This is a genomic window from Phytomonospora endophytica, from assembly GCF_014202425.1.
Taxonomy (GTDB): Bacteria; Actinomycetota; Actinomycetes; order Mycobacteriales; family Micromonosporaceae; genus Phytomonospora; species Phytomonospora endophytica.
On record NZ_JACHGT010000018.1, the window covers coordinates 106,480 to 120,068 of the forward strand.

Below are 13,589 nucleotides of genomic sequence, written 5' to 3' on the forward strand. Positions count from 1 at the left end.
TGAAACGCGAAGGCCCCGGCGTGTTCGCGTGATCCCGTCTCCCGGGCGAGGTGCGGATACGCTGAGAGCGCCCGCGCGCCGGTCAGGGGGATCGTGAAGTGCTGCCAGAACTGCTCACCGAAGGCTTACTGCAGGCCCTCACCGCGATCTTCGGCGACCGGATGCGGCCCAACCCGGTGACCCGCGCGATGAAGTCGGCGCTGTCGGAGGCCATCAAGCGAACGGCCCAGGAGCTGGGTTCCAGCGAAGCCGAACGGGCCGCGATCGCCGAACTCCTGCGCCGTCGGCTGCGCGGACTCGACGCCCGGACCGCCGCGATCACACCCGATGTGGACGGCGACGTCAGCCGCACGCTGACGACCGCGGTGACCCACTGGGTGAGCGCCGAGGACACCGCACGAGCGGAGTACACCGACGTAGAGGCCATGATCACCGCCCTCGACCGCAACATCCGGGTCGCCGTGGCCGGGCACGGCAAACCCGGCGGCCCGCTGGAGAGCTTCCACGACCGGCTCATCGCGACCAGCCGCCACCGCGAACAACTCGACGCCGTCGACGCCGTCCGCTCCGACGTCGCCGAGTTCTCCCGGCGGATGGACGAACGCCTCCAGCAGGGCTGGCTGTCGGGCGACCTGTTCGCGCTGCCCGCCTCGGGCGAGATGGCCGGACGCGACGAGGATCTGCGCACCCTCCTCGACCTCGTCGCCGCCTACGAACCCGTGCCGGGCCGGCCACTGATGATCGTCATCCACGGCATGCCCGGTGTCGGAAAGTCGACTCTCGCCACCGAACTGGCCTGGCGACTCAGCCGCGCGCAAGGCTTCGACGTACCGTTCGTGGCCCTCCACGGCTGGGAGGCCGACCCCAGCGGCGAACTGCTCCCGCCCGCCGACCCGACCTCCGTGCTCGGCGAACTGCTCGTCGCCTGCGGCGCGGCCACCGACAACGTCGTCGCCTCCCCCGCCATGCGCGCCAACGCCTGGCGTTCGGAAGTCGTCCGGCACGGCTTCCCCGTCGTGATTCTCGACAACGCCCGCGACGAACGGCAGGTCCGCGACCTCCTGCCCAGTTCCAGCAACTGCCTGGTGCTGATCACCAGCCGCGACCGGCTGTCGGGCCTTCGCGCGCACGAGTACCGCCTTCGCACGCTGTCCACACGAGACACCCGCCGGATCCTCGCCGAGGCGAGGCCCACCGCCACACCCGAAGCCGTGAACCGCCTCGCCGCGCTCACCGCCGAACTCCCCCTGGCCATCGACATCGTCCTGGCCACCCTGCGCCGCTACGAGGACCTGCCCGTCTCCGACATCGCCACCGAACTCGCCGAGGTGTGGGCGATCCGCGGCGCCACCGACCCCTCGCTCGCCGGACTGGAATCCCCCCTCGCACCCGCCGCGAAGGCCGTATGGGCCGCCTTCGACATGTCCTACCGTCGCCTGCGCGACATGGAACGCCGCGCCCTGTGCCTCCTGGTCCGCAAACCCGGCCGAACCGCCAGCGCCTTCGCGCTCGCGGCGCTCCTCGGCACCACCGAGGCACGCGCCAGGCTGCTGCTGGCCGAACTCGCCGCGGCGAACCTGCTCGAATCGCACCCCGGCGCCACCTGGCGCTTCCACAACCTGATCGCCGTCTACGTCAAGGAACGCGCCGCCACCGACATCGACGACGAACTCTGGCGGCAGGCCGCCGGCCGACTCCGCGCCGCACAGGCCGCGGTCGCCACGACCATCGCCGGACACCTGCACAGCTCGCCGTACGCCCTGGTGCACCCCGGGCCCTCCAACGGCGAACGAACCTCCGATGTGGACGGTGAAGCGGTCGCGGGCGCGCTGCGCCGGCTCGCCGACGAGCGCGAGAACCTCCTCGCGGCCCTGACCGTCGAACCCACCGACGACAAGGCCCGCACGGCGCTGACGACGATCGCGCTGTCGGTCGGCGGTCCCTTGCAGAACCTCGGCTTCACCGACGACGCCGAGACCTGCCACCGTTTCGTGCTGGCCACCGGCACGAGCCTCGGCGACGAACGCGGCCAGGCCGCCGGACTCGTCGGCCTCGGCAACGTCGCCCGCCTCAGAGACCAGTACGCCGAAGCCACCGGCTACTACGGCCGCGCCGTGGCGATCTACCGCGACCTCGACGACCGCTTCGGCATCGCCCGGGGCCTCACCGGGCTCGGCCACGTCGCACGCCTCAACGAACGCTACGGCGACGCCGGGGTGCACTTCGTCGAAGCACAGGCGATCTACCGCGAAGCCGGTGACACCGAAGGCGAAGCGGGCTGCCTGACCGGCCTCGGCGAGGTGGCGATGATGTGCGGCGACCTCACCGGCGCCACCACGCACTACGAGCGGGCCCTTGACATGTACCGCGACGACGGCGACCGCAGAGGCGAAGCCGAGAGCCTGTGGGGCCTTGCCGAACTGGCACGACTGCGCGAGCGGTGGCCCGAGGCCGGGACGCTGTACGAACGCTCCCACGGGCTCTACCGCGAGGCCGGGGACCTGCTCGGTGAGGCCGACAGCCTGCGCGGCATGGGCGAGGTGGCCCGCGCCGACGGCCGCTACGACGAGGCCGCCGACCTCTTCGCCCGCGGCCGCGCCCTCCACCGGCGGCTCGGGGACCGCATAGGCGAGGCCGACGCGCTGCGCGGACTCGGCGACGTGGCACGCGACCGCACAGAACCGGCGGCCGCGCGGGAGTACTGGACCGAAGCCGCCCGCATCTACGTCGCCATCGGATCGTCCTTCGCCGACGTCGTCGGCGCCTCGCTGTCCACTTTGGGCGAAGAATCGGACTGAACGGCCCGCTCAGGCCACCGGGAGGCGTACCCTCGCGACCATGCCGATCGACGCCGACGGGTACGAGATCTCGACCGACCGCGCACGACTCGACATGGACTGGTTGCACGACCGGCTGTCGACCGACACCTACTGGGCACCGGGCCGCCCCCGCGAACGCGTCGAACGCGCTCTCGACCACTCGGTCTGCTACGGCGTCTACCACCCCGACGGCCACCAGGTCGCCTTCGCGCGACTGGTCACCGACCACACGATCATCGCCTGGCTCGGCGACGTCTACGTCGATCGCAGCGTCCGCGGCACCGGCATCAGCCTGCGGCTCATCGCACGGATCATGGCCGACATCGAACCGATGGAACTGCGCCGCATGATCCTGTCCACCAAGGACGCCTCCGGCCTCTACGAACGCTTCGGCTTCGGCCCCCAGGAAGACCGCGACGAGTGGATGCAGATCGTGTGGGAAGAGCACCTCTAGACCCGCTCAGCGCATCACCGCCGCCAGCAGATCGCCCCCCAGCCCCGTCAGATCCACCAGATTGACGGTGTACCGGACGTACCGTCCCTCCCGCCGCGCCGTGAGCAACCCCGCACGACGCAAGACGGCGAGATGTCTGGATACCTCCGGCGCCGACAACTCCCAGGCATGCGCCAGCTCCCCGGTCGTATGCGGACCGCGAGCCAGGGTCCGCAACAACCGCAGCCGTACCGGATGCGCCAGCGCCTCCAGCCGCGACGTCACAGTCTCCAGCGACACCGGCGCCGACGGACCCGCCTCGGCCACGGGATACTGCAGCACCGGCTGCCACCCCGGCGCGTGCACCGCCACCAGATGCGGACGCCCGAAGACGCTGGCGAGAAACGTGACCCCGGCGCCCTGGGCCGTGGTCGCGTTGTCCTGCAACTTGTCCACGATGATGCGGTCCCCGTCCGGCGACAGCGTGATCGCACTGGACACCGACGCGAGCGCCGCCGCGACGCCCTGGCGCCTCAGCAGGTCGTTCTTCAACCGCAGATCGGTGGCGACGCGCACCGCGACGCTCGCCCAGGCGTCGTCGAAGAAGGCCCCGGCGCACTCTTCGAGGGTGCGCCGCACCCGCGCCCGCACGGCCGCCGGATCCGCCAGCAACCGCTCCGCGAAAGCCTCCTGAAGCACACCGCGCGCCTGAGCGAGGTCCAGCGCACGCTGCCGCGCCGACGCGTCGGCGAGCGGCGAAGGCGCCCCGAAATGGACCCGGTTGCTGCCGCACGTGGTGATCAGCGCAGCGGTCACATAGGTCTCGTCGTCGAGGCGGTCGACGTCGTCCAGCTCCTCGGCGAGTGTCTGGCGCGGACGGGCGGGAACCAGGAAGTCGGCTCGCGAGGAACGCCAGAGGAACTCCGCCTCCCGAAGCCGCTCGGCCAGCTCCGGGCGCAGCCCGGACCAGGTGTCGGCGGCCCAGCCCGCGAGCTGCGGATGATGCCCGGGCTCGGCCAGGACGTGCAGCATCGCGGTCAGCTCGGCCAGCGGGGAGGCAGCGAAGCGCAAGCGCCCGGCCGGAAGGCCACCGATGTCGATCCTCAACGTCACTCCCCCATTCTGGCCGGTCCGGCCGCCGGGAACCGCGTCGGTTGACGGAGTTCGTCAACCGACGTGGCGAGCCCGCCACCCCGCCGCACCGTTGTCGCCATGGCGACCACCACCACGATCCGGCCGCGCGCCCTCATCCGTGCCTCCGGCGGCCCCCGCTACGCCGTGGCCATGGCCGTCGACGCGCTCGGCACCGGCCTGCTGCGCCCCTTCCTGCTGCTCTACGGCGTCATGGTGCTCGAACTGTCCCCGGCGGCCACCGGCATCGCCATGACCGCGGGCGTCGTCGTGGCCCTGGCGTGCACACCCGCCGTCGGACGATGGCTCGACCGGGGCGCCCGCAGCACGGTCGTCGCGGCCTCGATGCTGGTACGCGTCGTCGGCGTCGCACTGCTGCTGGCCGCCCCGACCGGACACGTCTGGCTGTTCACCGCGGCGGTGCTCTTCCTCGGCATCGGCAACCAGGCCTGGCCAGCCGCCCACGCCGCCCTCGTCGCCACCGTCGCCCACGGCCGCGAACGCGACGCCGCCCTCGCCGCCGGACGCGCCCTGCGCAACGCCGGCCTGGGCGTGGGCGCCCTCCTGGCCACCGCCTGCCTCGCCGGCGGCCCCACCGCCCTCCAGGCACTCGCCGCCGTCACCGGCCTCGCCTACCTCGCCGCGGCCACCCTCGCGTGGTCGGTCCACCTGCACACGACCCCGGCCACCGCCCCCACCGGGGACCACGCCGACCGGCCGCCGCCCCGGATGCGCGCCCTGCTGGCCGCCAACGTCATCTACGTCTTTTGCCTCAACGTCCCCGAAATCGCGCTCCCCCTCGTCCTGGTGACCCAGCTGCACGCCTCACCGGCATGGTCGGCGGCCATCTTCGTGGCCAACACCGTCCTGGTCGTCACCCTGCAAGTGCCGGTCACCGTCCTGCTGTCGCGCTTCTCCCGACGGGCCGTGCTCGCCTTCGGCGGCCTCGTCATCGCCGCGTCCTACCTGGGCTTCCTCGCCGCGACCGCCCTCGGACACGGCTGGGCCGCCCCGGCCGTCGCCGCGGTGTCGGTCGTCTGCACCATCGGCGAGATCATCTACGCCGGCAGCTCCACCGCACTCGTCACCGCCCTCGCCCCACCACACGCCCTGGGCCGCGCCCTCGCCCGCTTCCAGCTCTCGACCGGCCTCGGCCTCGCGGTGTCCCCGGCCGTGATCACGTCCCTGGCGTCACTCGGATCGGGAGCCCTGTGGGGCGGCCTCGCGGCGGGGACGCTCGCCTCCGCCGCCGCGGTCGCCGCGGAGAGGGACGGCGGGCCGCGACGGCGAAGAGACGATGTGGCGGCGGACGCCTTGGACGCGGCCAGGCCCTCCGAGCGCGCAGTGGCCCCTCGGTGAGACGTCCGCCCCCGTGACTCCCTCGCGCGGGTGAGTCGCAAGATGGGTCGCGTCGGCGATGTCCTTTCGCCCCACGGATTCCAGACTGGTGCTCATCCCCCACGAGTCTGGAGCCCCATGTTCAAGCAGGTCATCGCGAGGTTCGCCGCCGTCGGCACCGCCGCGCTCGCACTCGTCGGCATCGTGCCGGCGGCGGCCTCCGCCGATCCCGCGAGCGGAGTTCCGCTCGACGGTCTCGACTCCCTCGTCAGCGGCTACGTGACCGACGCCCTCTTCGCCAATGACGTGCCCGGGGCGGCGGTGAGCGTCGTCGCCGGCGGACAGGTCGTCTACTCGGGAGGCTTCGGTGTCGCTGACATCGCCGCGGCGGAAGCGGTCGATCCCGAGCGCACCGGTTTCCTCATCGGCTCGCAGACGAAGCTCTTCACCGCGCAGGCGGCGCTGCGGCTGGTCGGGGAAGGCGTGCTCGACCTCGACGCCGACGTCAACGACCACCTCGGCGACTTCCAGATCGACGACGCCTACCCCGGGCGGCCGGTGACGCTGCGGCACCTGCTCACCCACACCGCCGGGTTCGACGACGACAACCTCATCGGCAGCGGCGGCACCGACGCCGCCGAGATCCCCGACTTCGCCGAGCGCATGGCCGCCGTCCAGCCCGAACGCGTCCGGCCGCCGGGCGAGACCGTCACCTACAGCAACTACGGCTACTCCCTGATCGGCTACCTCGTGCAGTCCGCCTCCGGAGTCCCCTACGACCGCTACGTCGCCGACAACGTCCTCGCACCACTGGGCATGAACCGGACCACCGTCTCCATGCCATATCCCGCCACCATCGGCGAGACCCTGGCCACGGGCTACTCCATCGACATGGGCCACAACGACCCCGTCGAACTGGCCTACGCCGACACCCCCGCGGCCGGCGCCGGGCCGGTGTCCACGTCGGCCGACATGGCCCGCTACATGATCGCCGCGCTCGGCGCCGATCCGCGAATGGGACCCGGCGCCGAGGAGATGCTCCGGCCGCAGTACACCGAGGACGCTTCGCTGCCGGGCATGGGCTTCGGATGGGAGCAGATCCTCATCGGCGGGCACCCGGCCTGGTTCAAGGGCGGCGACTTCCCCGGATTCCACGGCACGATGTTCCTCCTGCCCGAATACGGCATCGGCCTGCACATCGTCGCCAACGGCGACGGCTACAGCGGCGGCGGCATCGACGGATTCGGGCTCGCCCGCCAGATCGCCGACCGCTACCTGCCCTCACCGGCCCCGCCCACGGCGGCGGCGACGCCCGACGCCGACGCGACCGCCTACGAGGGCTGGTACCACTCCAGCCGCACCAGCCAGAACAGCTTCTACAAGGTCAAGGCCCTCTTCGAACGGCCGATCCGGGTCCGCGCGACCGACGGCGGAGGCATCGTCACCGACGGGATCTGGGCCGACGGCATCGCATGGGTCCAGGTCGCGCCGGGACACTTCCAGCGCCCGGGCACCTGGGACCGGCTGGTGTTCGGGGAAGACGGCACGATCGCCCTCAGCGGAGCCACCGAAGTCCTGGAACGCACCGGGCCGCTGGAACACCCGTACCCGCACATGGCGCTGCTCGCAGCGGCCGTGCTCACCGCGCTGACCGCACTGGTCTGGCTGCCGCTCGCCGCCCTGATCCGACGCCGCCGGGGTATGCCGAGCCCGTCGCGGACCGCCCGCGCCGCCCGCCTGACCGCATGGACCGCCTGCGCCTCGACGGTCGGCTCGGTGGTCCTCCTCGTCGCCCTGGCCGCGGTGCCCTCGCAGTTCCAGGTCGCGCTCGCCACCGCCTCGGTCCCGCTGCTCGCCATGCTGATCCTGGCCTCCCTGACGGTTCCGGCGAGCGTCGCGCTGGCCGGGTTCACCGCCGCCGCGTGGAGTCGCGGCTGGTGGAGCCGGCGGGGCCGCCTCGGCTACACCGCGGTGACCGTCGCCACGATGGCCTTCGCCGCGGTCGCGATGATCTATAACATGACCGGACCTTCGTTCACGTGAGAGTGCCCCTCATGCCGCGTCCGACCGCCATCCGCCCACGCCGGTTCCGCCCGCCGCCGTTCGCCTTCGACGCCGCCGTCGCCGTGGCGGTGCTGGCCGCGCACACCGCTCCATTCCTGTTCACCACCCGGGTCGCCGACCCGGTCGCCGGCTGGACGTGGTGGCAGTACCTGCCGGTCCCGGCGATGGCGGTCGCGCTCCTGTGGCGCCGCCGGGCGCCGCTGCCGGTGCTGCTGGCCGTATTGGCGCTCCAGATCTGTTACGCCGCGCCCGATCCGGACACCGCGCCGCAGGAGGTGCCCTACGCGGTCCTCGTGGCGGCGTACTCGACGGCGGCGCTCTGCGGGCCGAGGGCCCGGGTGTGGGCGGTGGCCGTCCTGGCGGTGCTCGGATCGGTCCAGGCGCTCGGCCTGGTGCTGGACACCACGAGCGGTGAGACCGCCACGCGGGGCCTCATCCTGGTGGTCACCGCCTGGATCCTCGGGCGGCTCACGGCCGGCCGGCAGGCGCTGGCCGAGCGGCTGCGCGCCGAGAAGGCCGACGAGGCGAAGCGCGCGGTGGCGCGCGAACGCACCATGATCGCCCGCGATACCCACGACATCCTCGGGCACGCGATCAGTCTCATCGTCGTCCAGGCCGAAGCCGGAGCGGTGGTCGTGCACACCGCGCCCGACCGCGCCGAGACGGCCCTCCGGGCGATCGCCGAGTCGGGACGCGGTGCGATGACACAGGTACGCGGACTGCTCGGGCTGTGGGAGGGCCGCGAACGAGCCGACGCCGAGCGGCCCTCGATCCCGGGGATATCGGACCTCGTCGAAGGCACCGGCCGAACCGGGCGAAGAGTCGGTCTGACCGTCACCGGCGCGCCCGGAGCGCTGGCGGCCGACGCCGAGGTCGCCGCCTACCGCATCGTCCAGGAGGCCCTGACCAACGTGGTCAAACACGCCGGTCCGGCCGACGTCGAAGTCCGGCTGGACTGGGCCGCCGACGGCTTGACCGTCTCGGTGACCGACGACGGCAACGGCACCGGCACGAACGGCGGTGGCGGCCGCGGCCTCATCGGTATCCGCGAGCGCGCCCGCGCCTGCGGTGGAACGGCCTCGTTCGCGCGCGGCCGAGACGGCCGCGGCTTCGCCGTCGAGGCCCGCTTGCCCGGGAGGGCGCTGTGACGATCCGCGTGGTGATCGCCGACGACCAGGAGCTGGTGCGCGTCGGCTTCGGCATGATCCTCGGGGCGCAGCCCGACATGGAGGTCGTGGCCGAAGTCGACGACGGTGCCGCCGCGATCGAGGCGGTGCGGGCGCTGGAGCCCGACGTCGTGCTCCTCGACATCCAGATGCCGGGCGTCGACGGCATCGAGGCGGCCAGGAGCATCTGCGCCGGGAGCACCGCGAAGGTCATCATGCTGACCACCTTCGCCCGGGACGAGTACCTGTACGCGTCGCTGCGCGCGGGTGCCAGCGGATTCCTGCTCAAGGACGTCCGCGGTGAGGACCTCGTACACGCCGTCCGCGTCGCACGCTCCGGGGAGGCCCTGCTCGCGCCGGCCGTCACCCGGCGGCTGATCGACGACGTCGCACGCCAGACGGTTCGCCCCCGCCTGGACGACTCGGTCCTGGACCGGCTGACCGAACGCGAACGGCAGACCCTGCTGCTGCTCGGCCGCGCCATGTCGAACGCCGAGATCGCCCGGGAGATGGTGGTCAGCGACCACACCGTCAAGACGCACGTCTCGAACGTCCTGACCAAACTGGGGCTGCGCGACCGGGCACAGGCGGTGATCAGCGCATACGAGACGGGCCTGATCGTGCCGGGCGGGGAACCGCCGGGGGCCGGGGGCGGTCCTTTGCGGACGTGAGCGCCCCTGACCGGTCAAGACCGGCTCAAGACCCGACGCGTCGAACCGTGCCACCGTGGCCTCGCCGCCGCATCACGCGACGGCCCGGGCGGCCGGACACGTCGGCCGCCGGGACCGACGATGATGGGATCAGGGATGACTGTGCCCGCAGGCCTCGCCGAGTCGGCGGCCGCGACCTTGGTGCGGCTGATGGTCACCGAGCTCGCGGGGGTCGACGTCGGCTACGTCGGGCGCTTCGCCGCGCTCGACACGACCGGTGACGCGCGGGCCGTGCGGAACATCGAGGCACGGCTGACCATCGACGCGCGCTGTCTCGAAGCCGCGTTGACGGCCGGGGCGAGCGGGGTCACGAGCATGGCGCCGACAGAACTTGGTTCCGGTCTCCATCCGAAGTCGCCGCCGGAGGTCCACGAGCGGTGGGCCGGGCTGATCGAGGAGGCACTGGCGCGGGGATTCGTGCGGGCCGCCGAACTGAACGCGTTCCTCGCCGAGTTCGCGCCGGCGGCCGAGGACGGGCACGAACTGCTGGAGGTCTTCACCGAGCTGGACGCGCGGCGGCGGGCACTGTGGCACCGGACGGGTCGGCGGACGCTTCTGCCCGGCCGTGACCTGGACGAGCTGCGGACGCTCAACGTGAAGCGCGGGCAGCTGTGCGCCCGGATCCGGAGCCGCCATCCGGCGGCGGTGCGCGCCGACCGCGTCCAGTCGGCGCTGCAACGCCGGTACGAGGCCCGGCGTGCCGAACTGCTGGCATCGCGGTCGCGGTACACCAGCCCCGAAGCCCAGGCGGGCTTCGCGATGACGCTGGAGCACCTCGACAGTGCCCACGAGCTCGCGCTGCGGCGGCAGAGCGTTCCGCGGTACGGGTCTCAGCCGGAGGCGGCTCCCGTGGCCGCGCGGGCCGCGGGGTCCATCGCCGCGGCGGTCGGGCAGATGCGGCAGTCCACGGCGGCGCGGATGGAGGAGCAGCGCGCCGTGCTGGTGCGCATGCGCGACCAGCACCTCACGGCCGAAGGCCGCGCCGCGTACGACCAGGCGATCGCCCAGATCGACCTCGGCACGCGCTCGATGGGGCGACAGCCCGCGATCACGCCCGAGGCGGAGGCGGCCATGAGCGACGAGCAGCGACGTGCCACCGAACAGGCGATCGCGGACGTCGTGCGGGCCACGGCGGGCCTGGGCGGGCTGGGAGCCGCGGTGCAGGCCGCGGCCGCCCACGGCGATCACATGCTGGCGCAGGCGACCCTGCTCTCCGGCCTGAACGCCGAGCTCCACGCGGCCGGGCAGGACCGCGACAGGGCGTACCGGGCCGAACTCAACGCCAAGGCCGCCGTGGACAAGGCGAGGCTCTCCGGCGTCCGGGCCGACCACCGCCCCGCACTGCGGCACTACGAACAGGCCCGGCAGCGGCACGAGGCCGCCACGGCCCGGATGGCCGACATCCAGGCCCGCGTCGACGACCGGCAACGAGATCTCCACAGTGGACTCCCGCCGGCGTCGTAGTCAAGTTCGAGTCAAGACTCCCCGCCGCGACCCGCAGTACGGTCCGTTTCGTCAACACGGAGGAAGCGAAACGGAAGGCGGTCAACGTGACGGACTCGTTCGGCCCGTCGAACGACCTGGAGGTCGCGCTGTGCTCGGCGGTCGACCGGGGTGACCTGGAGGCCTACCTCGACATACTGCGAGGCGCCACGGTCGTCCTCCCGTGCCCCAACGGCAATGAACTCGGCCCGGGCACCAGCGGCTGGCCGGTGATGACCGTCGACGGGCGCGGGTACGTACCGGTGTTCACCTCTGCCGAGGCGATGCTCGCCAATCCCGCCGCTCGCGACATGTCCGGCGTCCCCCACACCTTGCCCAAGCTGGCGAGGATGTGGCCGGAGGCGACGTGGGGCCTGGCCGTCGACCCGGGATCGCCCATCGCGGTCTGCGTTCCGAGCAGCTACGTCATGAGCACCGGGTTCCGGCTCGGGGCCGTCGACCCGGTCGACGCCCTGCACATCCCCGACATCCGGCTGGACGGCTTCGAGGAGATCCGGACCGGCACGCTCATCACCGACGGCGCGGCCGAAGAGGAGCTGGCGCGGGCGATCGCGGGCGGCGATGCCGAACGGGCGCTGCGGGCACTGTTCGCGCCGCCGCTGTTCCTCATCTCCACCGAGAAGGACGGCTACACCCTGCCCGGCGAACCGGGATTCCGGTGGCTGACGCTGCGAACCAAGCAGGGTAAGGCGGTGCCGGTCTTCACCTCACGAAACCGGGTGGACCTCGGACTCGGCCCCAACACCTACACCACGTTGCCGACCCGCCTGCTCGACCTGGCCGAAGCCTGGCCGAACGACGGTTTCGGGATCGTTGTGAACCCGAACACGCCGCTGACCGTGCACCTGCCCGGCGCCGGCGTTCTGGGACTGACCGACTTCGCCGACAGGCTGGACCTGCGCCCGGACACCGACGACTTCCGGCCCGGCGCCGAGCCCGACGAGGCGCTGTTCGACGCGGCGGCCGTCGCGCTGGCACTGGAGCACACGCCCGGGGTGGCGATCCAGTCCAACGAACAGACCGACCACACCCTGCTGGCGGCCGCGTCGCGGGGCGATCGCGTCGCCTACCTCAAGATCCTGCTGAACCTGAACGTGCGGCTCCCCGCTCCACCGGACCAGGATCCGGGGACCCGGTACGCCGGGCGGCCGTTCCCGTGGCGGACGGTACGGGCCGGCGACCGGACCGTGATGGAGGTCTTCACGTCGACGTACATGCTGCGGGGGACCGGCATCAGGACCCGCTCCGGCGCGGAGGTCCCCAACCTGCTGCGCCACTGGCCCGACCCGGCCTGGGATCTGGCGATCAACCCCGGCACGCCGCTCGGCGCGTTCCTGCCGGGCGATCGGATCGCGTCGCTCTCCCTCTGGCACGACCAGGCGCTCGCACACGCGCTGTCGCACCACTTCCCCGTCGACGATCGCGCCGACCTGAAACTCCTCGACGCGGCCCGGCGAGGAGACCGGTCCGGGTTCCTCGAAATGCTGCGTCCGGCCAAGGTCATCCTCGTGACCGAGGACCGCGGCCTCGACTGGAACACGCCGCCGACCGATCCGAGGTTCCCGTGGGACCCGGTTCCGCTGCGCGGACGGCCCTCGATCCCGGTGTACAGCTCACGCACCTGGCAGGAGCGGAGTGGGGGGTCGGGCAAGACCGTGCGAGCGCCGTTCGGTGAACTCGCGGCCGCGTGGCCGGAAGGCGGGCCCGACCTCGTCCTCAACCCGGCATCCCCGATCTCGGTGACGATGACGGCCGAGGAGGTGCGGGCGTTCGCGGGGTGAGGGGGCACGCGGGCCGCCGCGGTCCCCTCACGGACGAACCCCCGGCTCCGCCGCGACCGTGATCGCCTCGACGATCTCGCGGACGGCGGAGGCGTCGGGGAGCGCGCCGAGTTCGCCGGCGAACAGGAGGTGGCCGGTGCCGATCAGGGTCAGGGCGAGTGTGCGGGTGTCGGCGCCGGGGTTGACGCGGCCGCGGCGGCGTTCGGCGTCGAGGTAGGCGGCGAGGCGGGTACTGGCCTCGCTGAGCAGGGGGATGCCGTGCGGGGTCGTGGTGCGCAGTCGCGTCCGCAGGTGGTCGCGCGTGATCACGAGGCTGACCAAGCCCAGGTTCACCGGCGTGAAGATGCGCGTGAGCGCCCGGGTCAGGTTGGCGACGAGCGTGCCGGTCGACTCGTCGAGCGAGTCGATCTCCGCCTCGATTCCGGCGGCGCGGGCGCGCACGAACTCGGCGAGGAAGTCGTCGAAGTCGGCGAAATGGCGGTGCAGGACCCCTTTGGCGACTCCGGCCTCCTCGGTCACGGCGCGGCTGGTCAAGGCACCGGCGCCGTCGCGCGTCAGGACCCGCTCGGCGGCGGCGAGCAGCCGTGCCCGGGCATCGTGCAGGGCGACACCGGTCGGCAAGGGTCCTCCTACGGGCAGGTCGA

At 72.5% G+C, this 13,589-nt stretch carries 10 protein-coding genes; 8 read left to right on the forward strand and 2 right to left on the reverse strand.

Translation table 11 applies throughout. The features are described 5' to 3' along the window. The first annotated feature begins 98 nt into the window (after positions 1-98). Together HNR73_RS32805 and HNR73_RS32810 are read left to right on the forward strand one after the other, a co-directional pair. Entirely contained in the window at positions 99-2,798 is a 2,700-nt protein-coding gene (locus HNR73_RS32805; protein ID WP_184791625.1) for a tetratricopeptide repeat protein, read from the forward strand. 40 nt (positions 2,799-2,838) lie between these two features. Then, on the forward strand, positions 2,839-3,273 hold the full coding sequence (locus HNR73_RS32810; RefSeq protein WP_184791627.1) for a GNAT family N-acetyltransferase: 435 nt from the start codon (positions 2,839-2,841) through the stop codon (positions 3,271-3,273). A 6-nt stretch (positions 3,274-3,279) separates the two neighbouring features. On the opposite strand, the gene HNR73_RS32815 is transcribed toward HNR73_RS32810, so the two are convergent. Next, on the reverse strand, positions 3,280-4,365 hold the full coding sequence (locus tag HNR73_RS32815) for a helix-turn-helix domain-containing protein (RefSeq protein ID WP_184791629.1): 1,086 nt from the start codon (positions 4,363-4,365) through the stop codon (positions 3,280-3,282). A gap of 99 nt (positions 4,366-4,464) precedes the next feature. On the opposite strand from HNR73_RS32815, the gene HNR73_RS32820 reads away from it, so the two are divergent. The 6 genes from HNR73_RS32820 (at position 4,465) to HNR73_RS32845 (ending at position 12,945) form a co-directional block, all read left to right on the forward strand. Next, positions 4,465-5,742 (forward strand): MFS transporter, encoded by a 1,278-nt coding sequence (locus tag HNR73_RS32820; RefSeq protein ID WP_184791631.1) that lies wholly within the window; start codon positions 4,465-4,467, stop codon positions 5,740-5,742. A 117-nt stretch (positions 5,743-5,859) separates the two neighbouring features. Further along, a complete protein-coding gene (locus tag HNR73_RS32825) occupies positions 5,860-7,764 on the forward strand; it encodes a serine hydrolase domain-containing protein (protein WP_184791633.1) in 1,905 nt (634 codons plus the stop codon). An 11-nt stretch (positions 7,765-7,775) separates the two neighbouring features. Continuing rightward, complete coding sequence (locus tag HNR73_RS32830; protein ID WP_184791635.1) at positions 7,776-8,933, forward strand: sensor histidine kinase; 1,158 nt, start codon at positions 7,776-7,778, stop codon at positions 8,931-8,933. Next, entirely contained in the window at positions 8,930-9,622 is a 693-nt protein-coding gene (locus HNR73_RS32835; RefSeq protein WP_184791637.1) for a response regulator, read from the forward strand. The genes HNR73_RS32830 and HNR73_RS32835 overlap by 4 nt, the downstream gene beginning before the upstream one ends. Before the next feature lie 135 nt (positions 9,623-9,757). Next, positions 9,758-11,125 (forward strand): hypothetical protein, encoded by a 1,368-nt coding sequence (locus HNR73_RS32840; protein ID WP_184791639.1) that lies wholly within the window; start codon positions 9,758-9,760, stop codon positions 11,123-11,125. 86 nt (positions 11,126-11,211) lie between these two features. After that, on the forward strand, positions 11,212-12,945 hold the full coding sequence (locus tag HNR73_RS32845) for an SseB family protein (protein ID WP_184791641.1): 1,734 nt from the start codon (positions 11,212-11,214) through the stop codon (positions 12,943-12,945). 27 nt (positions 12,946-12,972) lie between these two features. Here the strand turns inward: HNR73_RS32845 and HNR73_RS32850 are convergent, their stop codons facing one another. Then, on the reverse strand, positions 12,973-13,566 hold the full coding sequence (locus tag HNR73_RS32850; protein WP_184791643.1) for a TetR/AcrR family transcriptional regulator: 594 nt from the start codon (positions 13,564-13,566) through the stop codon (positions 12,973-12,975). Positions 13,567-13,589: the final 23 nt, after the last annotated feature.